Genomic DNA, 24277 nt, shown 5'->3' with positions numbered 1-24277 from the left:
CGCCGCTAGTTGTCCAAACCCGTCAGATAGCGCTTGCCCAGCGCCTGATACGCGGCCGGCACCCCCTTGGTCAGGAACTCCGCCGGGGTTCCCGCGACGGGCCCCTTGACCTTCGCGGGCGAGCCCATGACCAGGACGTCCTCGGGAATTTGAGTGCCACCGAGCACCAGCGAGCCCGCGGCCACCATGCTGCGCGAACCGATGGAGGCGCCGTCGAGCACGGTCGCGTGGTTGCCGATCAGGGCGCCATCGCCCACGGTGCAGCTGTGCACCAGGCACATATGCGCCACCGTGGCTCCCTCACCGATATCGACCGGCATCCCCGGGTCGCTGTGCAGTACCGATCCGTCCTGAATGTTGGCGCCCGCCCTGATGACAATCGGGGCGTAATCGGCACGGATGACGGTGTTGAACCAGATCGAGGCGCCGGCTTCCACCGTGACATCTCCGATAAGACAGGCGGTCGGCGCGACGAACGCCTCGGGGTGAACGCTCGGGCTTTTTCCGTCGAGTGAGTACAAAGGCATGCGCAGACACTAGCCAAAGCATCTATTTCCGCTTGTGGCAGGCACATTTCTTGCGCCATCAGGGGGCAAAACTGTAACATGTTCTAGTTGAAGGTGGTCGCCACAGCGACCAGCATCGAAACACTGGAGGCAGCCCCGCCATGAGCACAGACACCGCAGGAATCGGCGTTCGCGAGATCGACGTCGGCGAGCTCCCCACCCGCTACGCACGCGGTTGGCACTGCCTGGGCGTCGCGGAATCTTTCCGGGACGGAGAGCCGCACGCCATCGACGCGTTCGGCACCAAACTGGTCGTATTCGCCGATAGCCACGGCGATATCAAGGTGCTGGACGGCTACTGCCGTCACATGGGTGGCGATCTGTCCCAGGGCTCCGTCAAGGGCGACAATGTCGCGTGCCCGTTCCACGATTGGCGCTGGGGCGGCGATGGCAAGTGCAAGCTTGTTCCGTACGCCAAGCGCACCCCCAAGCTTGCCCGCACCCGCAGCTGGACCACCGATGTGAAAAGCGGTCTGCTGTTCGTCTGGCATGACGCCGAAGGCAACGGTCCGACGGATGATGTTGAGATTCCAGAGGTTCCGGAATACGCCGATGACGGCTGGACCACCTGGGACTGGAACACCATCGTCATCGAGGGTTCCAACTGCCGCGAAATCGTGGACAACGTCACCGATATGGCGCACTTCTACTACATCCACTTCGGATTCCCGACGTACTTCAAGAACGTCTTCGAGGGCCATATCGCCTCGCAGTACCTGCGTACCGTCGGTCGTCCCGATGTGCAGCTGGGCGGTTCCTCGCAGTACACCGGCGAGCAGATCCTGGATTCGGAGGCCTCGTACTTCGGGCCGTCCTTCATGATCAACTGGCTGCACAACAACTATGGCGGGTACAAGGCCGAATCGATTCTGATCAACTGCCACTACCCCATTGATCAGAATTCCTTTGTGCTGCAGTACGGCGTCATCGTCCAAAAGCCCGCCGGCATGGACGAGAAGATGACCGGCAAGCTGTCGCGCGCCATGACCAAGGGTGTCGGGCAAGGCTTCCTGCAGGACGTCGAGATCTGGAAGAACAAGACCCGCATCGACAACCCACTGCTGGTAGAGGAGGACGGCGCCGTCTACCAGATGCGCCGTTGGTACTCGCAGTTCTACGTCGACAAGGCCGACGTCACGGCCGAGATGACGGATCGGTTCGAGCTGGAGATCGACACCACGAAGGCCAACGAGTTCTGGCACGGTGAGGTCGATGAGAACCTGAAACGCCAAGCGGACGAGAAGGCCTCCGCAGAATCTCAAGCCAAGGCAGAAGCTCCCGCCGAGGCGACGCAAAGCTAGTGCTATGACCGAAGTTTCAGCATCGACTGAGGCCAACACCAGCCCACCTTCCGTGGAGGAGCTGGCTCAGTCGATGCTGGCTTTGCATGGCGCCCATGGGGAAGACGAGGCTCACGATTCCGCCGGATCGGGCAGGCCGAACGGCCAGTGGTCGAAGGCTCCCGCATTCGAAAACGATCCGGAGCAGGCCGCACTCCTGCACGAGGCCACCGAGAGCGACAAGCAGCGGTATCTGACCTCTGGCCTGCAAGAGGTCGACTGCCGGTTCTGCCACGGGTCGGTGATGGTCAAGAAACTCAGCCTCAATCACACTGCTGTGCAATGGAATACCGCGGCGGCCGGGCGATGCGCCTTCTTCGCACAAATGCGTGAGGAGGGCACCAACACGGCCCGGGTGCGCGGATGCCCGCGTCTTTCCGACAGCATCGCGCATGCCGTCGCCGAGGGCTGCCTCGATCAGATCTGCACGGCCGCTCCCCCCGGAGACGGCTGATCTACAGCTCCAAGAGCAGCGTCACCGGACCGTCGTTGACCAGTTCAACCTGCATATCCGCGCCGAACACACCCGTTTGGACCTGCGCACCCAGGTTACGCAGGGCAGCCGCGAATGCCGCCACGATGGGTTCGGCGACGCCTCCGGGCGCCGCCGCGTTCCACGCCGGACGGCGCCCCTTCTTCGTGTTGGCGTACAACGTGAATTGGCTGATCACCAGGATCGGGGCACCCAGGTCGGCCGCGGACTTCTCGTCATCGAGAATGCGGAGCTGCCACAACTTCTCCGCGAGCTGCGCGGCCTTTTCGGCGTCGTCGTCATGAGTGACGCCGACCAAGGCCAGTAGTCCCTGACCTTCGGGGCGGATCGCGCCCACCACTTCCCCGTCGACAGACACGGCTGCGGAAGCGACTCGTTGCACCAGAACACGCACGCTAGGACCCTATCAGCGCCGCCATACCTTCGGCCTGTGCCCTAATCTCCGCGAATGCCGTTGTTTCCCATAGATTCCCACGCCGAAGCGGCCCCAGTGCCCACAGCGGTGCGTGCCCGGGAAGCAGTCTTCCCACCGGATCGGTGTCCAACCCCAGGTTCAGTGGTCCCGGCCGCGCCAGCCCGTCTGCCAGCAGCTGGCTCCATAGCGGATCCGTGCCTGCCGTGATGTCGTACTGCGGTCCCGTGCAATTGATCACCGCGCGTACATCGAGAACCTGCCCTGCGGACAAGGTCGTCGTGACTCCGCGGCCCGCGACTACGGCATCTACCAGCTCGCCACGATTGATGCGCAACACACCCTCGGCGATATCCCCTTCAATCTGCGCGCCAGATTGCGGCGCCATTCGGTGCCGGTGAATGTCCCACAGCCTGCGGTACTTTCGCAGGAAGACCCCCCGCTCATCGGCGGTCATCGCGCCCCACAGCGCACCCACCTGAGGACGAAGCGCATCCACGGCCGCACACGCATCGCCGCCCTGCGCGATCACGTCCCGGACGTAGCGCACAGCACACTCCAGTACCTGGCCATGGTCCATCGCGAACTCAGGTGCCGGTGCCGACGAATACGATCCGTGCGCTCGTGGCAGCAATCCGCTGCGGGAAACCGCGTACAGGACGCGACCGGGCCGTCGCAATGTGCGGGCAAGGTCGACCATCGTCAAACCCGTTCCGACGAGCAACAGATCGCCGTCATCCGGAAGGTCCTCGAGTGCACCCGCACGCCAGGGGTCCGCGATGAACAACGCACTGTCGCGTAACCAGATTGGGGCCCAGGCTGTTCCGGGCATGGTCGGGCCGGCCGCCAGGATCACGGTATCCGCGTCGACGGTGTCGCCGTTGCCCAATGCCACCGAGAGCCCCTCACCTTGCCGTGTCACCGCGGCTGCCCGGCCATGGATACGGCTCACCCGATTGCCGCGCACCTGCTCGAAAGCGCTGGAGAGGTAATGTCCGAACAGTCCCCGGGATACGAAATCCCCGGGGCCGGCATCGGGGACACCGGTATCGGTGAGCCAGTTCACGAAGCCGAGCGGCTCGGCGGAATCGACGCCGAGCTTGCCTGCCGGAACGTTCAGGAGATGTCGTGGATCAGTCGTGCGATACGGGACTCCGGGGCCCGTTTCGGCGCCGGGGTCGATAACGGTCAGGCGCAGTGTCCGTGAGTCGTTGTGCCGCAGTAGGTGCAGGGCAGCCATTGTTCCGGCCGCGCCCGCGCCTACGACGGCAATGTGGGTCATCTACCGGCCGTGTGCACGACGACCAGCATCACAGACCCGCGAAGCGCTCGACCACCGCTTCCTTGCTCAGCCCGTAGTCCGCGAGCGAGTAGACGTGCTTCGGTGCGCGCGGACCCTTTTGGCTTTCGTCGTTCATCTTCTGCATCTCGACCAGAGCAGACGCCGAGAGCTCCAGCCCAAAGTGCCGGTAGATGGATTCGACGGTGCCGATCGGGTCGGAGATGAAGTCGAAATAGTCGACATCGCAGAACTGCGACTCGTCGTACTTGGTGCGCGCGGACTTGAAGGACTCCAGACCCCGGGCCCAGGTGTCGAGCTGATCGGCGCCCAGGGTGGCGCCGACGAAGGTGTCCGACCAACCCGCCGTCGCATGCTCGTTGAGCGAACAGACCGAGGCGATGATGGTCTCGGCGGGGCGATGCGTCTGAATGACCAATGCGTCCGGATACACCTCCATGAGTGCATCGAGCGCGAAGAGATGACTCGGATTCTTGAGTACCCAACGCTTTTCGATGTCGTTGAGGCCGATCAGCTGCAGGTTGGCCTTGTAACGCCGATAGGCCGGTGTCCAGTCCTGTTGCGACAACCACTGTGCGTAGGACGGCACATGAGCAAGGCACTCATACGACACCGAGTGCACCGATTGGCGCAACAGCTGCCAGCATTCTTCGACCTCGCTCGCCGACATGTAGTGCAGACCCATGAATTCCGGGTTCTCCACATGATGCTTCGAGAACTGCCCCTCCAGCTGCTGGTACACCGGATTGGCATCCCAGGTGTCCCGTGCGGGCCGCGGTTGCGGAAAATCGGCCAGCCACATCTCCAGGCCCTGGTGCATCGGATCGGCGTTGAGGAGGCGATGCAGCGCGGTGGTACCGGTACGCGGCAGGCCGGTGACGAAGATGGGCCGATTGATGGCGACCTGTGCGTAGTCGGGGTGCGCCTTGAACGCCGCCTCGCTGAGCAGCCGGGCACCCAGCGCGCCGCGCAGAAAGACCCGAGACATCTTGGAACCCAAGGGCGTCAAGCCGGCCTCGCCCTGATACGAGTCCAGCAGGACGCCGAGCGCTTCGCGGTAGTTGTCGACCGACCCATCCCCGAAGTCGTCGAGGCCGATGAGCCGGGAAGCGGACTCGTGTAGATCGTCGACCGTGCCGACGCTGGTGCGCTCGGTGCTTGATGCGGACTTCTCATCAAAACTCATACTGATCTCCTTGTGGCTAGGCGTGGAACTCGCCGCAGTTGACATCGAGGGCCTGGCCGGTGATCCCGCTCGCCAGGCCGGAGGCGAGAAACAGCACGGCATTGGCAACCTCATCGGTGGTCGGCAATCGCTTGAGATCGGAGTTGGCCGCCGTGTACTCATAGATCTGCTCGACGGTACCGCCGTACTTCTTGGCCTGGTGTTCGAAGTACCCCTTGAGGTTCTCACCCCACATATATCCGGGCACAACAGAATTCACCCGAACTCCCTGTGGCCCCAGCTCTGTGGCCAGCGATTGGGACATGGCGAGCAGCGCGGCCTTGGCGATCTTGTAACTGCCATAGCGGACTTGCGAGTGCCTGATGACCATCGAATTGATGTTGACCACCGAACCCTTGGCCGCAGACAACGCGCCGGCGAGCCCCTGGGTCAGACGCAACGTGCCGACCACGGTGAGCTCGACGCTATCGCGAATGTGCTGATAGTCCGTCTTCTCCAGGGATTTCATCGATGGAATGCTGAAGGCGTTGTTGACGAGAACATCAATGCCGCCGAAGGCCTCGGTGGCGCGTTCGACGAGGTTCGCGACGCTGGCCTCATCGGTGATATCCGTGGCCACCGCGAGGGCCTTGCGGCCGGTGGCGGCAATCTGTTCTGCCACCTCGTCAAGGCGCGACTGAGTGCGCGCCGCCAGGACGACATCGGCGCCCGCGGCGGCGAACTTGGTGGCCAAGGTGGCGCCGAGCCCGGGGCCGATACCGGATACGACGACAACCTTGCCGTCAAAAGCGCACAGACTCATCAGCCCAACATCCTTGCGCCGATGGCAGTCTGGCGTTCCGCGATGCGACTGCGCCAGCCCTGCTCGCTGATCTGATTCTGCGGGTAATACGGCAGTTTCGCCGGCACATCGCCGAGTGCGACCACCTCCACGGTCGGACCATCGGCGGCCGTGAGCTGTCGGTCGGCCCGCTGCCACCGGAATTGGAGGTACGCCCGCCGATGATCCAGCGTCTCAATCCAGTTGGTGACACCAGGGTTTCCATTACTCACCACCATCCGGATGTTTCCGTCCGGGTCTACCTGAGCCTGGCTGGAGTTCAGTGAGGTTTGGTGGTTGATGTAGTCGAGCGAGATGTACCAGAGGCTGCCGAGCTGGAAACCCTGGTACGGCGCATCGGACTTGGGGACGGTGATGATCATCGCCTGGTCGTCATTGAGGTCATAGTGCCCCACCGAGGAGAACTGCGTCGCCAGCCCGCCAGGTGTGAGCCGTGGCTCGGTCATGGTGTTGACGGGCAGATTGTCGTAGAACCACTTGGGGAACTGCAGCCACGTCTTGACTCGGTTCACCAACTGCTTACCCGCACTGGCGTAACGTTTTTCGATCTGCTCCTTCGTCAGCGGGGCCGGCGCGGTCCCTGCGGTGTCCACCCGCGCGATGGCAAGGCTGCCACGCTGTTCACGCCAATCGCTGTACACCTCACGCATCACCAGCTGCGCCGGTCCCGGCCCCAGGGTGAAATAGTTCGGCCGCGACTCACTGGCCGGCCCAGGACCGAAACGCACTTCGAAGCTGCCATCGCGTGCGGTGTGGATCTCACGGTCATCGAAGGCAATCGCACTTCCTGGCACGTTCTTGTCGGTGTAGTCACCACCACCAAGCACCTGGAAGCTCAAATCGGCAGTGGTGCCACGCTTTCCGGTGACCACATACTCGTACTCACCGTTGACGCGGGCACCGAAGTACAGCGTGTCGGGGTTGTCCAACCCCATCTTGGTGAACGGCCCCGTACCGGAGAGCAGGAATGGGTGATCGCGATCGGTATGAAACGCCATGTGCGTACAGGCGGCTATCCCCTGCGCCAGATACTGGAGCCCCTCAAACAGATCGGCTTCGGTTTCGATATGGGGGGCCGCGACGATCAGCTCCTCCGCCTCGGCGATCGCGGCGGTGAATGCCTCGCTGTACATGACGCTCCTGACTGGTACAGATTTGTACCGCAGTGGTAGAATCCATTCAGACACTAGAGCGCCCTTGCCTGGTACGTCAAGAATGTCAGGATCAACGCAGGGGCACAGGAGGTTTCAGGGTGGTCGAGGACCGGGAAAACGGGGGCGGCAGAACGTCGCCGCCCACCGAACGCGTGATGGCCGTGCTCGACTTCCTGGCGAAGCACCGCACCGAGCGCTTCGGGTTATCCGAGTTGGCGCGCCGGCTGGGCCTGAGCAAGCCCACGTGCCTGGGCATCGTGACCACCCTGGCTGAGTCTGGGTTTCTCATCCGAGATGACCGTGACAAGACGTACAGCCTGGGCCCGGCACTCATCCGCATCGGCAGAGCCGCCCAGGAGTCACTGCGTGCCAAGCCCGCCAGCCGCGACCAATTGTTAACGCTTACCCGGGAATTCGGGCACACCGCGGCCCTGTCCGCGGTCGTCAGCGATCGGGTGACCGTACTGGAGGTGGTGAGCGATCCGGATCATCCCGTACGGGTGGAGGTGGGCCAAAGCTATCCGTTCACCCCTCCGGTGGGCCTGATGTTCGTGCTCTGGGACACCGACGAGACCATCGCCTCCTGGCTGGCCAAGGACCCGACGGCGCCCGGGCGCACCGCGGATTACCGCCTGCGCAAGGTGATCGACGAATGCCGCGCGGATGGCTACCTCGTCGAACTGCTGACCCCCGCCGGCCGGCAGCTCTATTCGCTCATGGCCGGGGTACCCGGTGACATCCCCAATGAGCTGCGCGCGCTCCTCGGCGAGATCGTGTCGGGAATCGGCGAACGGGTCTACCTACGCAGCGAGAACTACACCGTCGGCTCCGGCGCCAAGGTCCGCCACCGGGTGAACGTGATGTCGGCACCGGTGTACGACCACAACGGCAAGCAGGCCATGGTCGCCAGCCTCTATATCGCCGACGACCTCACCGACGCAGAGATCACGGTTCGCGCCAAGGCGCTCGTGCGCACCGCAGACGGCATCACCGAACACATCGGCGGCATCAAGCCCGCCTGAGACGTTTCCGCACGTCAGATCGCGTTCGATGTTCGGTATTGATCGAACGGAAAACACTCGATCCGCACCCGTGCGGGCTTTCCGAGTGCCATTCAGCCATTGACACCTCACGAGAACGCGTTCTACTCTGGGCTGGACCGAATACGAACCGATACGGTACATATTTGGACCGAATGGAGTTATGGAAATGCCGACATCGCCCGATGTTCTTCGCCCAAGAGGCTCATCGTCAGCCGAGTCCTACGAGTTATCGCACTTGAACGCCCTAGAAGCTGAGGCGGTCTACATATTCCGCGAGGTAGCGGCAACCTTCGAAAGGCCCGTGCTGCTGTTCTCCGGCGGCAAGGATTCCGTAGTCATGCTGCATGTCGCGGCCAAGGCGTTCTGGCCGTCACCGTTGCCCTTCCCCGTCATGCACATCGACACCGGCCACAACTTCGACGAGGTCATCGCGTTTCGCGACGAGACAGTAGGCCGCTACAACCTGCGACTAGAAGTCGGCAGCGTGCAGGACGATATCGACTCGGGCGCCGTCGTCGAGGAGACCGGACCTGGTGCCACGCGTAACCGCCTGCAGACCGCGACCTTGTTGCGCAGCATCAACGAGCACCGCTTCGACGCGGTGTTCGGTGGCGCACGCCGCGACGAAGAGAAGGCCCGTGCCAAGGAGCGGGTGTTCAGCTTCCGCGATGAGTTCGGCCAGTGGGATCCGCGCGCGCAGCGCCCCGAACTCTGGAACATCTACAACGGCCGCCACCGCAAGGGCGAGCATATTCGGGTGTTCCCGCTGTCCAACTGGACCGAGCTGGATATCTGGCAGTACATCGAATCGGAGAACATCACGCTGCCGCCGCTGTACTACGCGCACAAGCGCAACGTGGTGGAACGCGACGGAATGCTGTTGGCAGAAACTAAGTTCCTCGTCTTACGGCCCGGCGAAGAGTTCGTCGAGAAGTCGGTCCGGTTCCGCACCATCGGCGACGCGACCTGCACGGGAGCCGTCGAGTCCATTGCGTCGACTCCGAGCGCTGTGGTGGAAGAGGTTGCCGCCACGCGTATTACCGAGCGGGGAGCCACCCGTGCCGATGACCGGATCTCCGAGGCCGGTATGGAAGACCGCAAGAAAGAGGGCTACTTCTGATGAGCGCAACAACCATCGAAACCGCCGAGCCGGCCCAGGAGCTCATCCGCATCGCCACCGCGGGCAGCGTGGACGACGGCAAGTCCACGCTCATCGGCCGCTTGCTCTACGACTCGAAGTCGATCTTCGCCGATCAGCTGGCCGCGGTGGAAGCCAGCAGCAAGGCGAAGGGTGAAACGCAGACCAACCTGGCTCTGCTGACCGACGGCCTGCGCGCCGAGCGTGAGCAAGGCATCACGATTGACGTCGCGCATCGCTACTTCTCCACGCCCGCACGCAAATTCATCATCGCCGATACTCCGGGGCACGAGCAGTACACCCGCAACATGGTGACCGGCGCTTCCACGGCCGACTTGGCGATCATTCTGGTCGACGCCCGCAATGGGCTGACCCAACAAACCCGCCGGCACGCCTTCATCACCTCGCTGCTCGGTGTCGAACATGTGGTGCTGTGCATCAACAAGATGGACCTGGTCGACTGGTCACCTCAACGATTCGACGAAATCAAGGAGGAGTTCCGGCGATTCGCCACCAAGCTGGAGCTGCATGACCTCACCGTCATCCCCGTGTCGGCTCTGCTCGGCGACAACATTGTCACCCGATCCACGAACACTCCGTGGTATGAGGGCCCGTCTCTGCTGCATCACATTGAGCAGGTACACATTTCGTCAGATCGCAACCTGATCGACGCGCGCTTCCCCATCCAGTACGTCATCCGACCGCAAGGCGGGGCGGCGGCACCCGGTGCCGATCAGATCACCGATCTGCATGACTTCCGCGCCGTCTCCGGGACCGTCGCCAGCGGCGTGTTCAAGCCCGGTGACGAAATTGTGGCGCTGCCTTCCGGTTTCACCTCAACGGTGTCGGCGATCTGGGGCCCGGGTGGATCTGTCGTGGACGAGGCCTTCGCGGGGAGCGCGGTGAGCGTGCAACTCGCCGACCAGTTGGACCTGGGCCGCGGCGATATGCTCTGCCGTCCCAACAACCGGCCGTTGGTTGGAGCGCAGATCGATGCCATGGTGTGCTGGTTCACCGATGTGTCGACGCTGTCCGAGGGATCGCGATTCGTCATGCAGCACGCGAACTCGACCGTGAAGGCCGCCATCGCGGGACTTGACTACCGACTCGATGTCAACAGCCTGCACCGCGATCAGGAGGCAAAGGAGCTCAAACTCAACGAGATCGGCCGGGTGCAGCTGCGGCTGCAGCGCCCGATCATGTTCGACCCCTATCGGCGCAACCGCACCACGGGCAGTTTCATCCTGGTCGACGAGGCCACCAACAACACGGTCGCGGCGGGCATGATTTCCGGCCCCACCCTGCACCAGTCCAAGGTTGTCTGGCATTCCTCGGCGATCTCTCGGGAAGATCGTTCCACCAAGGGCGGCACGATCTGGATCACCGGGCTCTCGGCCTCCGGAAAATCCACCGTGGCAGTGGAATTGGAGCGCCGACTGGTGGCCATGGGCATCCCCGCCTATCGACTCGACGGAGACAACCTGCGGCACGGCCTCAACGCCGACCTCGGATTCTCGGCGGCCGACCGCGCCGAGAACGTGCGTCGTGTCGGTGCTGTCGCGCAGATCCTCTCCGATTCGGGTGTTGTCGCGGTGGCCGCGCTCATCAGCCCGTATCGTGCCGATCGCGACAAGATCCGTGCTCAGCACGAAAAGGCCGGGCTACCGTTCATCGAGGTTTTCGTCGACACGCCAGTGGAGATATGCGAACAACGCGACCCAAAGGGCATGTACGCCAAGGCCCGCGCCGGCGAGATCAGTGACTTTACCGGAGTCAACGCACCGTACGAGGCCCCCGAGAAGGCCGATCTGGTGCTGCGGCCCGATGATGACACAGCAGGAAATCCGGAGCAGCAGGCGGCGGCGATCCTGGACTGCTGGTTGTCGGTCTAGCGGACGGGCTCCAACTCGTTGACCACCGAGTCCACCACCGCGCCCAAGTCTCCGTCATGCTCTTCGGCGACTCGCCGCTGACGCTGGTAGGACCCGCCGTGCCGATAGATCTCTTCGACCGCGGCGAGTTCCTTCTCGCATTCCAGCAGCCGTGCGATGGGCTGTAGCCGGGTCAGCAAGTCGTCGAGGTCATCGGTCACCAGCCGCTCATTGCTGTCCTCATCCAGGATGATGACGGCGTCGAGACCGTAACGCGCACTGCGCCATTTGTTTTCCTGTACATGCCAGGGGGGCATGGTGGGCAATGATTCGCCCGCCTCCAACTTGCGATCCAGGTCCACCACCAGGCAGTGCGTGAGCGCGACAAGTGCCTCAAGTTCGGCGACATTGGATATCCCATCGAAGATCCGGACCTCAACCGTGCCGAGCGCGGGTGAAGGCCTGATGTCCCAACGGATTTCATTGAGATGATCGATGATTCCGGTCTTCATCTGGTCATCGGCGAAGCCCTCGAACTGCTCCCAGGTCTGGAAATGGAACGGCAGGCCCGCGGTGGGCAGCTGCTGAAACATCATCGCCCGGTTACTGGCGTACCCGGTGTCCTGTCCCTCCCACATCGGCGAGGAGGCAGAGAGCGCCAAAAGGTGCGGGTAGTAGTTGAGCATCGACGTCACGATCGGCATCACCTTGTGTTTGGAGGAGATACCGACGTGCACGTGCACCCCCCAGATCAGCATCTGCCGACCCCACCATTGCGTCCGGGCAATCAGCTCGTCGTACCGGGGTGCGTCGGTGAGCTGTTGCGCAGACCAACGGGCGAAGGGGTGTGTGCCGGCGCAGAACAGCTCCATACCCATCGACTGCACAGTCGGGCGCACGGTCGCCAACGTTGTCTGCAGGTCTTGCATCGCTTCCGACACCGTCCCGCAGATACCCGTCACCACCTCGATGGTGTTCCGCAGCAGCTCTTTGTGGACGTGCGGAGTCTCACCGATGGCCGCGAGTACCGCGGACGCCTCGTTGGTGAGATCCCGGGTCTGGGCGTCGACGAGTGCGAACTCCCACTCAACTCCCAGCGTAGGTCGCGGCGACCCGCGGAATTCAATCGGACGGGCCACCCGGATCGCTAGCCCGCGTCGATGAGACCACAGGCAACACGCTTGCCTGCGTCGCCCGTCGACTTGGTGGTGTCATCGGGGCCCGCGGTGCCGTTGGCCTGGGTGTACCGCTCCGGCGGGATGTTGGCGAAGTTGTCCGCCTTCTCGTGGATGATGATCGCGGTGCCGTTGCCAGCGATCAGATCGTCCTTGGTGAACGAGTCTGCGGTGGTAACCAGCTCGCCCGAACCGTCCTTGAGGATGTTCAGCGACACCAGGTCACCGCTCGAGGGGTGGCCGGTGTATCCGGGGACGTTGAAATGCCCGCCCGCGGAAAGGAAATCACCGGGCGCTCCCCCACTGGGCGCGGTCGAGCTGGGCTCGCACTTCTTGAACGAGTGGATGTGCAGCCCGTGGAACCCCGGGGTGAGCTTGCCGTTTTGCGTGGTCTTCACACTGATGGTCGCGTAACCGTCCTGGAACACGAACTGCGCGGTGGCCACCGGGGTGCCGTCGGCGAGCTTGAGCGTGGCGTTGAGCTTCTCTCCCACCGGAACCGGCTGCTCGCCGCCGTGGCCCCCGTGCTCGCCCGCGGTCGCGGGCGCAGTGGACCCGGTCCACACCGGAGGCGTGGTGCCCGGCGTGGTGCTGGCCTGCTGATCCGGGGAGCATCCGCTCAGGGACAAGGCAACGGCAGCAAGGGTTCCGGAGGCAAGAACGGCGGGCTTAACCATGGGCTTCATCATGCCATCTCTCCTACGGCGCGTAGCACCCGCAGTGCTGATCCGTCGGGATCAATCAGATGGCGACGGCGACGACCACACCCGGCGGCTGTTCGACGAGCTCGGGTGCGCGCGGTGCGGCCTGTACGCCGAGCACCTTGGCGATTTCATGGGCGGCTTCTTCTTCGCCGGCAGTCTTGCCGAAGAAGACCGTCGTCACGTTGACCTCGGGCATGGGCAGGTTGCCTACTTCGGCGACCTTCCAGCCGGCGGCGGTGACCTGGTCGGCAGCGCCCCGCGCCAGATCGGGCACCGAGGTGGTGTTGTAGACACGAACCTCGGGCTTGGGAGCCGGGGGCGGTGTCGTCGATTTGGGGGCTGCGGCGGCGCTGACCGATGTGGACGTCGAGTCGGATGACGCGGACTTATCGGATCCGAGTGCGTTGAACCCGACAAGCAGGAAGATCACTCCGAGAAACAGCAGCACCATCACCATGGCGCGCAGCGGGAGGCCATGAGAATCGGGTACGCGTTCGTTCATTGTGAATCCACTGTACGGTCCGCGGGCGCCAACACCTATTTAGCCGGGCTGTTCCGCGATCTCCCAGAGACCGCTACGTGACCTCAAAACCCAGCCGGCGCGCGGCCCGGGCTTTCTGACGGCTGGCACGCAATCTGCGCAGTCGTTTGACCAGCATCGGGTCCGCGGCCAGGGCTTCTTGTCGATCCACCAGGGCGTTAAGCACCTGGTAGTAGCGGGTGGCCGACATGCCGAAGAGCTCCTTGATGGCGTCTTCCTTGGAACCCGCGTACTTCCACCACTGCCGTTCGAAGGCCAGGATGTCGTGCTCGCGCCGGCTCAGACCGGCAGCAATCTCGACTCCGTCCGAGCCGACGGCAGGCGAATCCTGACCAGCGTTCGCAGCCTTCGACTGCTCAGCTCGCGCCTGGGCGCCGTCCATAGAAGCTCCTAGACCCAACCGGGGCATTTTCGACTTGCGTTTCGATTGATCGCGATAACTACAACACTGTGGTTCGGCGATATTTAACCACGCTCAAACCGCAACTGCGGCTAGCCAACCCCGCGCGTCGGCCGCCAATACCGAGCCGATAGCTTGCCTTCCGTGGCTATTGTTCCTATCCGCATCGTTGGCGACCCGGTGCTACACACGCCTACCGAGCCCGTTCCGGTCGGTCCCGACGGTTCGCTGCCCGCCGATCTGCCCGAGCTGATCGCGAACATGTACGAGACCATGGACGCCGCCAATGGCGTCGGACTGGCCGCCAATCAGATCGGCGTGCCCCTGCGGCTCTTCGTCTACGACTGCGCCGACACCCGCGGCGGCGGCACCCGTCATCGCGGCGTGGTGATCAACCCGGTCCTGGAGACCTCCGCCATCCCGGAAACGATGCCCGACCCGGATGACGACGAGGAGGGGTGCCTGTCGGTGCCCGGCGAGTCCTTCCCCACCGGGCGCGCAAGCTGGGCGCGAGTCACCGGCCTGGACGCCGACGGCAAAGAGATCATCCTCGAGGGCAACGATCTGTTCGCGCGCATGCTGCAGCACGAGACCGGACACCTCGACGGATTCCTCTATATAGACAAGCTGGTTGGACGGAACACCCGGGCCGCTAAACGTGCGGTCAAGTCCAACGGCTGGGGCGTGCCCGGATTGAGTTGGACACCAGGACAAGTCGCCGATCCGTTCGGTCATTAAGTAAGCCGCGCAGTGCCGTTCCCTGCCCTCGGGACGCGGGTGGCCATCCGCAGTAGGCGACCGGCCGGCTCGGTACCCCCGTTTACCGACACCGTCGGCGATTTGGTGGCGACAGCTCCGGCTGTGCAGGTACTGCATAAATCCGGTGCGGTAGTTGATATTTCGCCCGACGACATTGTCTCGGTGCGCGTGCTGCCACCGGTCCCGGTGCTCAATCGAGACATCAGATCGGCGCAGCGGGCGGCGGCTTTTGCGTGGCCCGGTATCGAGCACACATGGGTGGACGGATGGTTCGTCAGAGCCGCAGGCGGACACACTCACCGCGGTAATTCGGCCGTCCCACTAGAACATTCAGCATCGCCGCGCTCGCTCGACGATGTGGCCGCGTGGTACTCCAAACACGATCTGCCCACCCTGTTGTGCCTGCCCGACCGATTGATCCACCCGCCGGACGAGCTGGCCACCAGCGATGAAACCGTGGTGATGGTGCGGGATCTGGATGAATCGCATTCCGACCCGCTGCCCGCCGAGCCTTCGGTGGATTGGCTTGTTCTACACGGCGACAGCCATCCGTTGACGGTGCCGGTGCTGACCGCCGTGGTGGACGGAACGCTGGGATTCGCATCGGTCGCCGTCGACGGTTCAACAGCGGCCATTGCCCGGGGCGCGGTCACTGAGGGCTGGCTCGGCATTTCGGCGGTGCGGGTGGCCGAGGCTCACCGGCGGCGCGGGCTGGCCCGGCAGGTGTGTGACGCACTGCTGAGCTGGGGCGCCGCGCAGGGTGCCCGCCGGGCCTATGTCCAGGTGCGTGCGGGGAACGCCGCGGCGTTGGCGCTGTATCCAACCTTGGGTTTCGCCGAGCAACATCGATATCGGTATGCGCGTATCGACGCGTCGGGCGCTCCTCATTTCGGAAAGTAGGGTTTACCGCATGCGATTGGCCACCTGGAATGTGAACTCGATCCGTGCCCGTGCCGACCGGGTGATCTCCTGGCTGGAGCGCTCCGGCACGGATGTGCTTGCCATGCAAGAGACCAAGTGCTCGGACAAGCAGTTCCCCATGCAGGCGTTCACCGATGCCGGGTACGAGGTGGCGCATGTGGGCTTCAGCCAGTGGAACGGCGTGGCCATCGCCTCTCGAGTGGGGCTGGAGGACGTGACCGTCGGCTTCCCCGCCCAGCCCGGGTGGGCGGCCGGCGAAGACGCGGAGGAGACCGTCGAGGCCCGAGCACTCGGCGCCACCTGCAACGGGGTGCGAGTGTGGAGCCTGTACGTCCCGAACGGCCGGACCCTCGAGGATCCGCACTACCCGTACAAACTGCGGTGGCTGTCGGCATTGCGCGATGAGGCGGCCGGTTGGCTTGCCGCGGATCCCGCGGCACAGGTGGCGCTGGTTGGCGACTGGAACATCGCACCCACCGACGACGACATTTGGAGCGTCGAGGCCTACCAGGGCAGCACCCATGTGTCCGAGCCCGAGCGCAGCGCCTTCACGGCGATGAACGACGCCGGATTCGCCGATGTCGTGCGGCCCTTCACCCCCGGCCCCGGGGTGTACACCTATTGGGACTACACCCAGCTGAGCTTCCCCAAGAAGCGCGGGATGCGCATCGACTTCGTCCTCGGCTCACCGGAATTCGCCAAGCGGGTGCGCGATGCCCACATCGACCGCGAGGAACGCAAGGGCAAGGGCGCGAGCGATCACGCCCCCGTCGTCGTCGATCTGGACTAATTTCCCCGAGCCTGCCAACGGCCGGCTCAGTCGTCCGGGTGGGCGTACTTACCGCCGGTGCCCAGCGAGGCGAGCGCTGCGATCGCCATCATCAGCGCGGCGGCGACGAACACGACGACCAGACCGGCATGGAACGGCTCGGTGATGAGATTCGGGAAGAACGTCTGCCCGGTCAGCTCCGCCGCGTTGACTCCCGGCTGGTTCAGAACACCTGACGGACCGAGTAGTTCACTCACCGGGTTGTAGCCCAGGAATGCCGCGAACAGGCTGCCCACCGGTGGCAGGCTGGACACCTCGGCGGCCGTGGATGCGGGCACGCCCTGCGCGGTGAGTCCCGACTGCATGGCCGACGGCAAGGTCGCCGAAAGCCCGACGATCATGAGCGAGAAGAAGATTCCGATGGACAGCGAGCTACCCGCGTTGAAAAAGGTGCCGCGCACGCCCGAGGCCGCCCCGCGCTGATGCGCCGGCACGCTGGACATGATGGCGGCGGTATTGGGCGCGGTGAAGATCGCCGACCCCAGCCCGTTGAGGAAGATCAGCGTTGCGAACACCCAGTAGTTGAAGTTCACCGGGATGGCGACGAGGGCCAGGAACGTCGCCGCGGACAGCACCATGCCGCCGGTGGCGAAGGGGCGGGCTCCGTACCGATCCGACAGCAGGCCCGCGACCGGGCCCGCCACCAGGAAACCAACCGTCATGGGCAGCAAGAAGATTCCGGCCCACAGCGGGGTCGACTCGTAGCTGTATCCGCGCAACGGCAACCAGATGCCCTGCAGCCAGATGATGAGCATGAACTGCAGGCCGCCACGCCCCACCGACGCCAGCAGATTGGCCAGGTTGCCCAGCCCGAAGGCCCGGTTCTTGAACAACCGAATATCGAGCATCGGGTCGGCCACCCGGGCCTCGATCACGCAGAACAACGCGAGCAGTGCGAGGCCGGCAATCAGCGATCCGTAAACCAGCGGGTTGCCCCATCCGGTGCTCGAATTGCCATAGGGCTGAATGCCATACGTGATTGCGGTGAGCAACACCGTGAGGCCCAGCGCCACGGTGACAGTGCCCGCCCAGTCCAGCTTGCCCGGTGTGGGCTGGTCGATCTCGACAAGGGAGCGGTATGACCACACGGTGCCCAGCAGGCCCACCGGCACGCCCACCCAGAAGATGGCACGCCAATCCCATTCGGAGAGAACGCCTCCGATCAACAGTCCGAGGAATGATCCGGCCACCGCGGCCACCTGATTGATACCCAGTGCCAATCCGCGCTGCGTGGAGGGGAAGGCATCGGTGAGGATGGCCGATGAGTTGGCCATCAGCATGGCTCCGCCCACACCTTGCACCACACGCCAGGCGATGAGCCACACCGCACCGCCGCCATAGTGGAAGGGGTCGAAGGACAACACCACCGCCGCGACCGTGAAGACGACGAAGCCCATGTTGTAGATGCGGACCCGTCCGTACATATCGCCGAGCCGGCCAAACAGCACCACCAGAACCGCCGAGGCCAGCAGGTAGCCCATGAGCATCCACAGCAGATAGCTCACGTTTCCGGGGGCCAGCGGGTTGAGGCCGATGCCCCGGAAGATTGCCGGCAGCGAGATCAGCACGATCGACGAGTTGATGGTCGCCAGCAGCACACCCAGCGTGGTGTTCGACAGTGCGACCCACTTGTAGTGCGGATGGTCGCGATCCACCCGAAGCCGACGTCGCGCGGTCTCGATATCCGCAAGTGTTTCGTCGGTCCGTGTCATCAAATCAGTCATCGTCACCCTCGTTGCGCGCTTCTCCCCGACGCGGGCAGCTCCGACCGGCCGTCTTTTTTGGATACCACCGTGGATAACTTTAGCAAGGGAAACTATATTCCGAAAGTCTGTGGCGCGCATCCGTCAGGTCGGATAGGAGTGCAGGCGTCACCCAACTCGGTTCGAGCGTGAACCTCACTCGGAAATCTGGCCGAAAATCCGCGTGAGACACCCACTCGACGGAGAAATCTGCGGACCACCGAGTAGCGTGGCCAATGTTCGTCAACGAACAGCCCCAAAACACAAAACACGGGAGCGCGCACCAGTGCGCTGAGAGGACGGCTAGGGCCGTCGACCGTATGAACCTGACCGGGTAATGCCGGCGTAGGGAGGAAGAATCATGTCGACTCAATCAACCCGTTCTCAGGCCCCGGAAACCGTCACCACCGGCCCCATTCAGGGCAGCGAGAAGATCTACCAGGACCTCGACAGTGGCCTGCGCGTGCCGCAGCGCCGGGTGAACCTCACCAACGGTGAGCACCTGGACCTGTACGACACCTCTGGCCCGTACACCGATTCCCATGCGGTGATCGATCTGCAGAAGGGTCTGCCACCACGCGCCGGGATCGTGACCGACCGCGGCACCCAGCTGCAGCGCGCCCGTGCCGGCGAGATCACCGCCGAGATGGAATTCATCGCCGTGCGCGAGGGGGTGCCGGCCGAGCTGGTGCGCACCGAGGTCGCCGCGGGCCGGGCCGTGATTCCGGCCAACCACAAGCACCCGGAGAGCGAGCCGATGATCATCGGCAAGGCCTTCGGCGTGAAGATCAATGCCAATATCGGTAATTCGGCCGTCACCTCCTCGATCGCCGAGGAAGTCGAGAAGATGGTGTGGGCCATCCGCTGGGGCGCCGACAACATCATGGACCTGTCCACCGGTAAGGACATCCACCAGACCCGCGAATGGATCCTGCGCAACTCCCCCGTCCCCGTCGGCACCGTGCCGATCTACCAGGCGCTGGAAAAGACCAACGGCGACCCGGCCGCACTCACCTGGGAGCTGTACCGCGACACCGTGATCGAGCAGGCTGAGCAGGGCGTGGACTACATGACCGTGCACGCCGGCGTGCTGCTGCGATACGTGCCGCTGACCGCCAAGCGCGTCACCGGCATCGTCTCGCGTGGCGGGTCGATCATGGCCGCCTGGTGCCTGGCGCACCACCGGGAATCGTTCCTGTACACACACTTCGAGGAACTGTGCGAGATCCTCGCACGTTACGACGTGACCTTCTCGCTCGGCGACGGCCTGCGTCCCGGGTCCATCGCCGACGCCAACGACGAGGCACAGTTCGCCGAGCTGCGCACCCTCGGCGAACTGACGAAGATCGCGAAATCCCATGGCGTGCAGGTGATGATCGAGGGCCCCGGCCACGTTCCCATGCACAAGATCGTCGAGAACGTGAAGCTCGAGGAGGAGCTGTGCGAAGAGGCCCCGTTCTACACCCTGGGCCCGCTCGCGACCGATATCGCTCCGGCCTACGACCACATCACCTCGGCCATCGGGGCGGCGATCATCGCCCAGGCCGGCACCGCGATGCTCTGCTACGTCACCCCCAAAGAACACCTGGGTCTGCCGGACCGCAAGGACGTCAAGGACGGGGTGATCGCCTACAAGATCGCCGCGCACGCCGCCGACCTCGCCAAGGGACACCCGCGCGCCCAGCTGCGCGACAACGCACTATCCAAGGCGCGCTTCGAGTTCCGCTGGGATGACCAGTTCAATCTCTCGCTGGACCCGGACACCGCCCGGGAGTTCCACGACGAGACGTTGCCTGCCGAACCGGCCAAGACGGCACACTTCTGCTCGATGTGCGGCCCGAAGTTCTGCTCGATGCGCATCACCGCCGATATCCGGGAGTTCGCGGCCCAGAACGGTTTGGAGACCCAGGAGGACATCGACGCGATGCTGGCCCGCGGCATGGAAGAGAAGTCCGCGGAGTTCGCCGAACACGGCAACCGGGTCTACCTGCCCATCTCGTAGGCAGAGCATGAGTTCCATGTTCCTACCCCTCCCGGAGCCGGGCGCTACGCCGGTTCGGGCGATGACCATCGCTGGGTCCGACTCCGGGGGCGGGGCAGGTATTCAAGCCGATATGCGCACCATGGCACTGCTCGGCGTGCACGGGTGCGTGGCGGTGACCGCGGTGACGGTACAGAACTCACTGGGTGTCAAGGGTTTCCACGAAATTCCGCCGGCGGTGGTGGCCGCGCAAATGGAAGTGGTAATCACCGACATCGGCATCCAGGCCGCCAAGACCGGGATGCTGGCCTCGGCTCCGATCATCGAGGCCATCGCCGATACGTGGGGCGAGGTGGCTGCGGATGTCCCGTTGGTGGTCGATCCCGTGTGCGCCTCCATGCACGGCGACCCGCTGCTACATCCCAGCGCGCTCGATGCCCTACGTACCCAACTGTTTCCGTTGGCAACGCTCGTCACTCCCAATCTGGACGAGGTACGACTACTCGTGGACGTCGACGTCGTCGACGAAGAGTCGCAACGAGAGGCGGCGCGAAAGCTGCATGCCCTCGGCCCACAATGGGCCCTGGTGAAAGGTGGGCACCTGCGGTCCAGTGACACCAGCACCGACCTTCTCTTCGACGGCACCGAGTTCCACTACTTTCCCGTCGAACGCGTGGACACCGGACACGACCACGGCGCCGGGGATACCCTCGCGGCATCCATCAGTTGCGCTCTGGCACATGGGCTCTCCGTCACCGAAGCCGTCGCCTTCGGAAAACGGTGGATCACCGAGTGCCTCAAGGCCGCCTACCCTCTGGGCCAGGGCCATGGGCCGGTATCGGCCCTGTTTAGGCTGAATGCGTGAGCACCGAGGAACTTCCGGATATCGCCGGAATCGCCCACCATCCCGACGGGCATCCTCGTGGTGCTGTGGTGCTCACCCATGGTGCCGGCGGCAGTTGTCACTCCCCCATGCTGCGCCTGTTGTGCACGACATGGGCGGAGCGCGGTTGGCTGGCGATTCGGTTCGATATGCCCTTCCGACGCAACCGGCCGAGCGGTCCCCCCTCGACCTCGTCGGCCGATAAGGACCGTGCGGGTATCGCCGAGGTGATCAACATGGCTCGCGCCATGGTGGATGGTCCGCTGCTGGCGGGCGGTCATTCGTACGGTGGACGTCAAACCTCGATGCTGGTCGCGGAAAAGGGGCCGATCGTCGACGTCCTGACGCTGTTCTCCTATCCGCTGCATCCGCCCGGTAAACCCGACCGGCTGCGCATCGACCATCTCCCCGACATCCAGGTGCCGACGGTGTTCACCCATGGCACGTCGGATGCCTTCGGCACCATCGCCGAACTCAAGGAGGCGTCGTCGCTCATTCCGGGCGGCGCGACGATCGTGGAGATCACCGGTGCACGCCATGACCTGGGTTCCAAGACCATCGATGTCCCCGCACTCGCCATCGACGCGGCACTGACGGCATTGGCGTCGAACTAACGCTGCCCGACGCTCATCCCACCGCGCGCCAGTCGCGCATCAACAGCCGTGCTGCCCGGCGCAGATCGTCCTCGGCCTGCGCCACGGTGAGACCACCGTTGAGGCACACCTGGATACAACCGAACCACTGATGTACCAGCAGCCTGATCACGGCCTCATCCTCATCGGTCGGATCGGACAACCCGGCCACCTCGGATATCAGCTCGTGGAACCGCTTCTCGATCTGCATCAGATCCGGCACCTCGGCCAGTGAGGCCGAGTTCGAGGACCGGATCATCGCGATCGCCAGCATGCGCCGCCGCGTCAGCCCGCGCAGCGCTCGCACCAAGGCCTCGGCCACCCGGTCTGCCGGCGCTTGCCGCTCGCCGTCAGGGAGCGAGGGCATGCGGCCGACAAGCCGTTCGGATTCGCGCACGAGCGCCGAGACGAACAGATGGCGCTTTGTCGGGAAGTACCGGTACAACGTGCCGATGGCAACGTTGGCGTACTTGGCGACATCGTGCATCTGAACGTGGTCGAGCTCGCGTGTCATGGCGAGTTCTTCGGCCGCGTCGAGCATGCGCTTGTACTGCTCATGTTGGCGCCTGGTCGACGGCATGGCGGCTGGCCGCACCGGTGACGCTTCAACCATGGCGCTCACGATCTATTCACCTGCATAAATAACCCCGAAACTGGAACCTGTTCTAATAAGGTAGCACTACTGAGACCCGGCGCGATGCGATTTCGCGTACCCGTTTTAGTTGCCGACGCCGGGCGTTCCCGCCAGCATCGCCAGCAGCAGCTCGGCACGCACACGCGCGATATCGAGGTCACAAGCCAGTAGCGACTGCGCAGTTTCGATCCGTTTCCGCAGCGTATGGCGGTGCACAGCCATAGCGGCGGCCGCCGATTCCCAATGGCCGTTGGCTTCCAGATAAGCCCGTAGCGATGCCATCAGCTCGGTGCCGTGGGCGGCATCGTGCTCGGCGACGGGCGCCAGCGTCGCGTTGGCGACGGCGACCAGCACCTCGCGACTGGCACCGAAGGACAGCAGTGCACTCCCCGCCAGCGAGGTGAGTTCCAGCGGCATCCCGCCGCGTTCGGCCACCGATGCGGCGAGCCTCGCGTTCTGCACCGCGTCGACGAGCCGACCCACCGGGTGCGCTCCGCTCAAGCCTGCCCGCAGACCCTTCTTGCTGCGCCCGTCCACTTCGCCGAACAATCGGCGTGCGAAGTCGGCAGTCTCGAACCCCGGCAGCACGACGGTCAGCTGGGCTTCGCCAGTATGCGCGAAGACCGGATAGCCCGCCGACTCCATGGTCCGGGTGATCGAGGCCAGCGCCCGCACCAGTGCCGCCTGCGATTCGGCGTCCACCACCAACACTCGGATGCGCCCACGCCTGTCGGCGGCTTGTGCCAACTGCGCCCACACGGGGTCCAGGTTCTTGCCGTCGCTGAGCAGCAATCCCAGGGCCTGCCCATTCAACTGCCGTTGCGCCTCCTGCAACCGCGACGGCTTGTCAAAGTCCAAGGCCAACAAAGAATTTGCATGTCCCAGCAGAACCTGGTCCACAAAGGTCAGCGGCGTCCTGCTGACGACGGCCAACACTCCGTACGACGTCCCGCCCACGCCGATCGTCTGTTGCGAGACAGTGATTCCCGGGTCCAGCTGGTGCGAGCCCGCCGACGCACCCGGCGTCAACGCACCGCGCACCAGATTGACCGTCGCGACATCCAGATTGCGCGGATGACTTGCGATCACCGTGCCCCCGGAGTCCAGCACCACGACATTGGCGCGCAAGGACCGTCCCAGTTCCGCGGTGACCGCTTGTACACCTCCGTTGACGATCGCGCGGGTAATCCGGGGTTGAGCCCGCGATGCACGCAACACCGCGTCGTATTCCAATTCGGCGATACGAGTGCTTACCGTCTTGACCACCGCGGCAAACGGGGTGCGCAGCGGCACCTCCACGACCGGCATGCCCAGCTCATCGGCGGACGCCACCAACTCCGGCGGCACCTCGTCGAACGTCAACCCGGTACCGAATCCCAATGCCGCGACGTTATTTTCGTCGAGAGCGTGCAGATAGCGCCGTCGCTCGCGAGCGCTCGTGGGCAGCCCGATGCCCGTGGTGAGTACCAGCTCTCCGCCGGATAGCCACGGTGCCGGATCGGCAAGTTCGGTGGTCAGCGCCAGGTTGATCTCGCGGCCTAAACCTGCGACGCCACCCTTCAGGGTGAGTTTCAGGTCTGGCTGATCCAGCACCCAGCGCACGGGAACGCTCATTTCACAGGACTGTACAGAATGGTGAAAAACGCCGCGAAGATTCCCGAAATTGTCAGATGATCGAGGATGTGCCTGAGCGCACACTGATTCTCTGCGTACTTTCTTGACGTGCTTAGAC

General features: G+C 64.0%; 24 protein-coding genes and 1 riboswitch. Of the genes, 11 read left to right on the top strand and 13 right to left on the bottom strand.

Annotation, left to right across the window (positions count from 1 at the left end; genetic code table 11):
* Positions 1-5: 5 nt before the first annotated feature.
* On the bottom strand, positions 6-527 hold the full coding sequence (locus BKG76_RS14460) for a gamma carbonic anhydrase family protein (protein WP_064627384.1): 522 nt from the start codon (positions 525-527) through the stop codon (positions 6-8).
* Between the two features lie 140 nt (positions 528-667).
* Here BKG76_RS14460 and BKG76_RS14455 point away from each other — a divergent pair, with 140 nt between their 5' ends.
* The gene (locus BKG76_RS14455) at positions 668-1867 is read left to right on the top strand and encodes a Rieske 2Fe-2S domain-containing protein (protein WP_070938236.1); all 1200 of its coding nucleotides are present in this window, start codon (positions 668-670) and stop codon (positions 1865-1867) included.
* A 52-nt stretch (positions 1868-1919) separates the two neighbouring features.
* Positions 1920-2360: a hypothetical protein gene (locus BKG76_RS14450; RefSeq protein WP_083338042.1), complete on the top strand. Its 441-nt coding sequence runs from the start codon at positions 1920-1922 to the stop codon at positions 2358-2360.
* Between the two features lies 1 nt (position 2361).
* On the opposite strand, the gene dtd is transcribed toward BKG76_RS14450, so the two are convergent.
* The 5 genes from dtd to BKG76_RS14425 are packed head-to-tail and all read right to left on the bottom strand — an operon-like array spanning position 2362 to position 7271.
* Positions 2362-2793, bottom strand: a complete 432-nt coding sequence (gene dtd / locus BKG76_RS14445) for a D-aminoacyl-tRNA deacylase (protein WP_070938234.1) — start codon at positions 2791-2793, stop codon at positions 2362-2364.
* Position 2794: 1 nt separating this feature from the next.
* Complete coding sequence (locus BKG76_RS14440) at positions 2795-4093, bottom strand: FAD/NAD(P)-binding protein (RefSeq protein WP_070938233.1); 1299 nt, start codon at positions 4091-4093, stop codon at positions 2795-2797.
* 28 nt (positions 4094-4121) lie between these two features.
* Positions 4122-5297: a sulfotransferase family protein gene (locus BKG76_RS14435; protein ID WP_070938232.1), complete on the bottom strand. Its 1176-nt coding sequence runs from the start codon at positions 5295-5297 to the stop codon at positions 4122-4124.
* A 16-nt stretch (positions 5298-5313) separates the two neighbouring features.
* Positions 5314-6099: an SDR family oxidoreductase gene (locus BKG76_RS14430; protein WP_070938231.1), complete on the bottom strand. Its 786-nt coding sequence runs from the start codon at positions 6097-6099 to the stop codon at positions 5314-5316.
* Complete coding sequence (locus tag BKG76_RS14425; protein WP_070938230.1) at positions 6099-7271, bottom strand: DUF1214 domain-containing protein; 1173 nt, start codon at positions 7269-7271, stop codon at positions 6099-6101. Before BKG76_RS14425 ends, BKG76_RS14430 begins: the two co-directional genes overlap by 1 nt.
* 119 nt (positions 7272-7390) lie before the next feature.
* Here BKG76_RS14425 and BKG76_RS14420 point away from each other — a divergent pair, with 119 nt between their 5' ends.
* From BKG76_RS14420 to cysC, 3 genes are all read left to right on the top strand, one after another.
* Positions 7391-8314 carry an IclR family transcriptional regulator gene (locus tag BKG76_RS14420; protein WP_070938229.1) on the top strand — a complete coding sequence of 308 codons (924 nt, stop codon included), beginning with the start codon at positions 7391-7393 and terminating at the stop codon, positions 8312-8314.
* A 187-nt stretch (positions 8315-8501) separates the two neighbouring features.
* Entirely contained in the window at positions 8502-9455 is a 954-nt protein-coding gene (cysD, locus tag BKG76_RS14415) for a sulfate adenylyltransferase subunit CysD (protein WP_070939241.1), read from the top strand.
* A complete protein-coding gene (gene cysC / locus BKG76_RS14410; protein WP_070938228.1) occupies positions 9455-11365 on the top strand; it encodes an adenylyl-sulfate kinase in 1911 nt (636 codons plus the stop codon). The genes cysD and cysC overlap by 1 nt, the downstream gene beginning before the upstream one ends.
* Here cysC and BKG76_RS14405 read toward each other — a convergent pair.
* The 4 genes from BKG76_RS14405 to BKG76_RS14390 form a co-directional block, all read right to left on the bottom strand.
* Positions 11362-12483 carry a glutamate--cysteine ligase gene (locus BKG76_RS14405; RefSeq protein ID WP_070938227.1) on the bottom strand — a complete coding sequence of 374 codons (1122 nt, stop codon included), beginning with the start codon at positions 12481-12483 and terminating at the stop codon, positions 11362-11364. The two genes, cysC and BKG76_RS14405, sit on opposite strands and share 4 nt — an antisense overlap.
* A gap of 8 nt (positions 12484-12491) precedes the next feature.
* On the bottom strand, positions 12492-13208 hold the full coding sequence (gene sodC / locus BKG76_RS14400) for a superoxide dismutase[Cu-Zn] (RefSeq protein ID WP_070938226.1): 717 nt from the start codon (positions 13206-13208) through the stop codon (positions 12492-12494).
* Between the two features lie 52 nt (positions 13209-13260).
* A complete protein-coding gene (locus tag BKG76_RS14395) occupies positions 13261-13725 on the bottom strand; it encodes a LytR C-terminal domain-containing protein (protein ID WP_030096300.1) in 465 nt (154 codons plus the stop codon).
* Positions 13726-13798: 73 nt separating this feature from the next.
* Positions 13799-14146: a DUF3263 domain-containing protein gene (locus tag BKG76_RS14390; RefSeq protein ID WP_030096299.1), complete on the bottom strand. Its 348-nt coding sequence runs from the start codon at positions 14144-14146 to the stop codon at positions 13799-13801.
* 162 nt (positions 14147-14308) lie between these two features.
* Between BKG76_RS14390 and BKG76_RS14385 the strand changes: the two genes are divergently transcribed.
* Genes BKG76_RS14385 through BKG76_RS14375 form a run of 3 tightly spaced genes read left to right on the top strand, consistent with a single transcriptional unit; the run spans position 14309 to position 16634 of the window.
* The gene (locus BKG76_RS14385; RefSeq protein WP_070938225.1) at positions 14309-14902 is read left to right on the top strand and encodes a peptide deformylase; all 594 of its coding nucleotides are present in this window, start codon (positions 14309-14311) and stop codon (positions 14900-14902) included.
* A gap of 12 nt (positions 14903-14914) precedes the next feature.
* On the top strand, positions 14915-15823 hold the full coding sequence (locus BKG76_RS14380; RefSeq protein ID WP_083338041.1) for an N-acetylglutamate synthase, CG3035 family: 909 nt from the start codon (positions 14915-14917) through the stop codon (positions 15821-15823).
* Positions 15824-15833: 10 nt separating this feature from the next.
* Positions 15834-16634: an exodeoxyribonuclease III gene (locus BKG76_RS14375; RefSeq protein WP_070938224.1), complete on the top strand. Its 801-nt coding sequence runs from the start codon at positions 15834-15836 to the stop codon at positions 16632-16634.
* Positions 16635-16660: 26 nt separating this feature from the next.
* Here BKG76_RS14375 and BKG76_RS14370 read toward each other — a convergent pair whose 3' ends face one another.
* A complete protein-coding gene (locus BKG76_RS14370; RefSeq protein WP_070939239.1) occupies positions 16661-18397 on the bottom strand; it encodes an MFS transporter in 1737 nt (578 codons plus the stop codon).
* 278 nt (positions 18398-18675) lie between these two features.
* A riboswitch (TPP riboswitch) is annotated at positions 18676-18784 on the top strand.
* Between BKG76_RS14370 and thiC the strand changes: the two genes are divergently transcribed.
* The 3 genes from thiC to BKG76_RS14355 all read left to right on the top strand — a co-directional run bounded on the left by thiC (position 18777) and on the right by BKG76_RS14355 (position 21893).
* Positions 18777-20417 carry a phosphomethylpyrimidine synthase ThiC gene (thiC, locus tag BKG76_RS14365; RefSeq protein WP_070938223.1) on the top strand — a complete coding sequence of 547 codons (1641 nt, stop codon included), beginning with the start codon at positions 18777-18779 and terminating at the stop codon, positions 20415-20417. Its footprint overlaps the riboswitch before it by 8 nt.
* A 7-nt stretch (positions 20418-20424) precedes the next feature.
* Complete coding sequence (thiD, locus tag BKG76_RS14360) at positions 20425-21261, top strand: bifunctional hydroxymethylpyrimidine kinase/phosphomethylpyrimidine kinase (RefSeq protein ID WP_109420742.1); 837 nt, start codon at positions 20425-20427, stop codon at positions 21259-21261.
* Positions 21258-21893, top strand: coding sequence for an alpha/beta hydrolase family protein (locus BKG76_RS14355; protein WP_070938221.1), 636 nt, complete (start codon positions 21258-21260; stop codon positions 21891-21893). The genes thiD and BKG76_RS14355 overlap by 4 nt, the downstream gene beginning before the upstream one ends.
* Before the next feature lie 13 nt (positions 21894-21906).
* On the opposite strand, the gene BKG76_RS14350 is transcribed toward BKG76_RS14355, so the two are convergent.
* Positions 21907-22524, bottom strand: a complete 618-nt coding sequence (locus BKG76_RS14350; protein WP_070938220.1) for a TetR family transcriptional regulator — start codon at positions 22522-22524, stop codon at positions 21907-21909.
* A 105-nt stretch (positions 22525-22629) separates the two neighbouring features.
* Positions 22630-24147 (bottom strand): PucR family transcriptional regulator, encoded by a 1518-nt coding sequence (locus tag BKG76_RS14345; protein WP_083338116.1) that lies wholly within the window; start codon positions 24145-24147, stop codon positions 22630-22632.
* Between the last annotated feature and the right edge of the window lie 130 nt (positions 24148-24277).

The organism is Mycobacteroides franklinii (assembly GCF_001853795.1).
Taxonomy (GTDB): domain Bacteria; phylum Actinomycetota; class Actinomycetes; order Mycobacteriales; family Mycobacteriaceae; genus Mycobacterium; species Mycobacterium franklinii.
Note: the sequence above shows the minus strand (reverse complement) of the source record. Positions and strands in the feature narration are given on the sequence as shown.

Excerpts from the sequence above, each read along its gene's own strand:
- BKG76_RS14460 (WP_064627384.1), bottom strand. The coding sequence starts at position 527 with ATGCCTTTGTACTCACTCGACGGAAAAAGCCCGAGCGTTCACCCCGAG.
- BKG76_RS14455 (WP_070938236.1), top strand. The coding sequence starts at position 668 with ATGAGCACAGACACCGCAGGAATCGGCGTTCGCGAGATCGACGTCGGC.
- BKG76_RS14440 (WP_070938233.1), bottom strand. The coding sequence starts at position 4,093 with ATGACCCACATTGCCGTCGTAGGCGCGGGCGCGGCCGGAACAATGGCT.
- BKG76_RS14435 (WP_070938232.1), bottom strand. The coding sequence starts at position 5,297 with ATGAGTTTTGATGAGAAGTCCGCATCAAGCACCGAGCGCACCAGCGTC.
- BKG76_RS14430 (WP_070938231.1), bottom strand. The coding sequence starts at position 6,099 with ATGAGTCTGTGCGCTTTTGACGGCAAGGTTGTCGTCGTATCCGGTATC.
- BKG76_RS14425 (WP_070938230.1), bottom strand. The coding sequence starts at position 7,271 with ATGTACAGCGAGGCATTCACCGCCGCGATCGCCGAGGCGGAGGAGCTG.
- cysD (WP_070939241.1), top strand. The coding sequence starts at position 8,502 with ATGCCGACATCGCCCGATGTTCTTCGCCCAAGAGGCTCATCGTCAGCC.
- cysC (WP_070938228.1), top strand. The coding sequence starts at position 9,455 with ATGAGCGCAACAACCATCGAAACCGCCGAGCCGGCCCAGGAGCTCATC.
- sodC (WP_070938226.1), bottom strand. The coding sequence starts at position 13,208 with ATGATGAAGCCCATGGTTAAGCCCGCCGTTCTTGCCTCCGGAACCCTT.
- BKG76_RS14395 (WP_030096300.1), bottom strand. The coding sequence starts at position 13,725 with ATGAACGAACGCGTACCCGATTCTCATGGCCTCCCGCTGCGCGCCATG.
- BKG76_RS14390 (WP_030096299.1), bottom strand. The coding sequence starts at position 14,146 with ATGGACGGCGCCCAGGCGCGAGCTGAGCAGTCGAAGGCTGCGAACGCT.
- BKG76_RS14375 (WP_070938224.1), top strand. The coding sequence starts at position 15,834 with ATGCGATTGGCCACCTGGAATGTGAACTCGATCCGTGCCCGTGCCGAC.
- BKG76_RS14370 (WP_070939239.1), bottom strand. The coding sequence starts at position 18,397 with ATGACTGATTTGATGACACGGACCGACGAAACACTTGCGGATATCGAG.
- thiC (WP_070938223.1), top strand. The coding sequence starts at position 18,777 with ATGTCGACTCAATCAACCCGTTCTCAGGCCCCGGAAACCGTCACCACC.
- thiD (WP_109420742.1), top strand. The coding sequence starts at position 20,425 with ATGAGTTCCATGTTCCTACCCCTCCCGGAGCCGGGCGCTACGCCGGTT.
- BKG76_RS14350 (WP_070938220.1), bottom strand. The coding sequence starts at position 22,524 with ATGGTTGAAGCGTCACCGGTGCGGCCAGCCGCCATGCCGTCGACCAGG.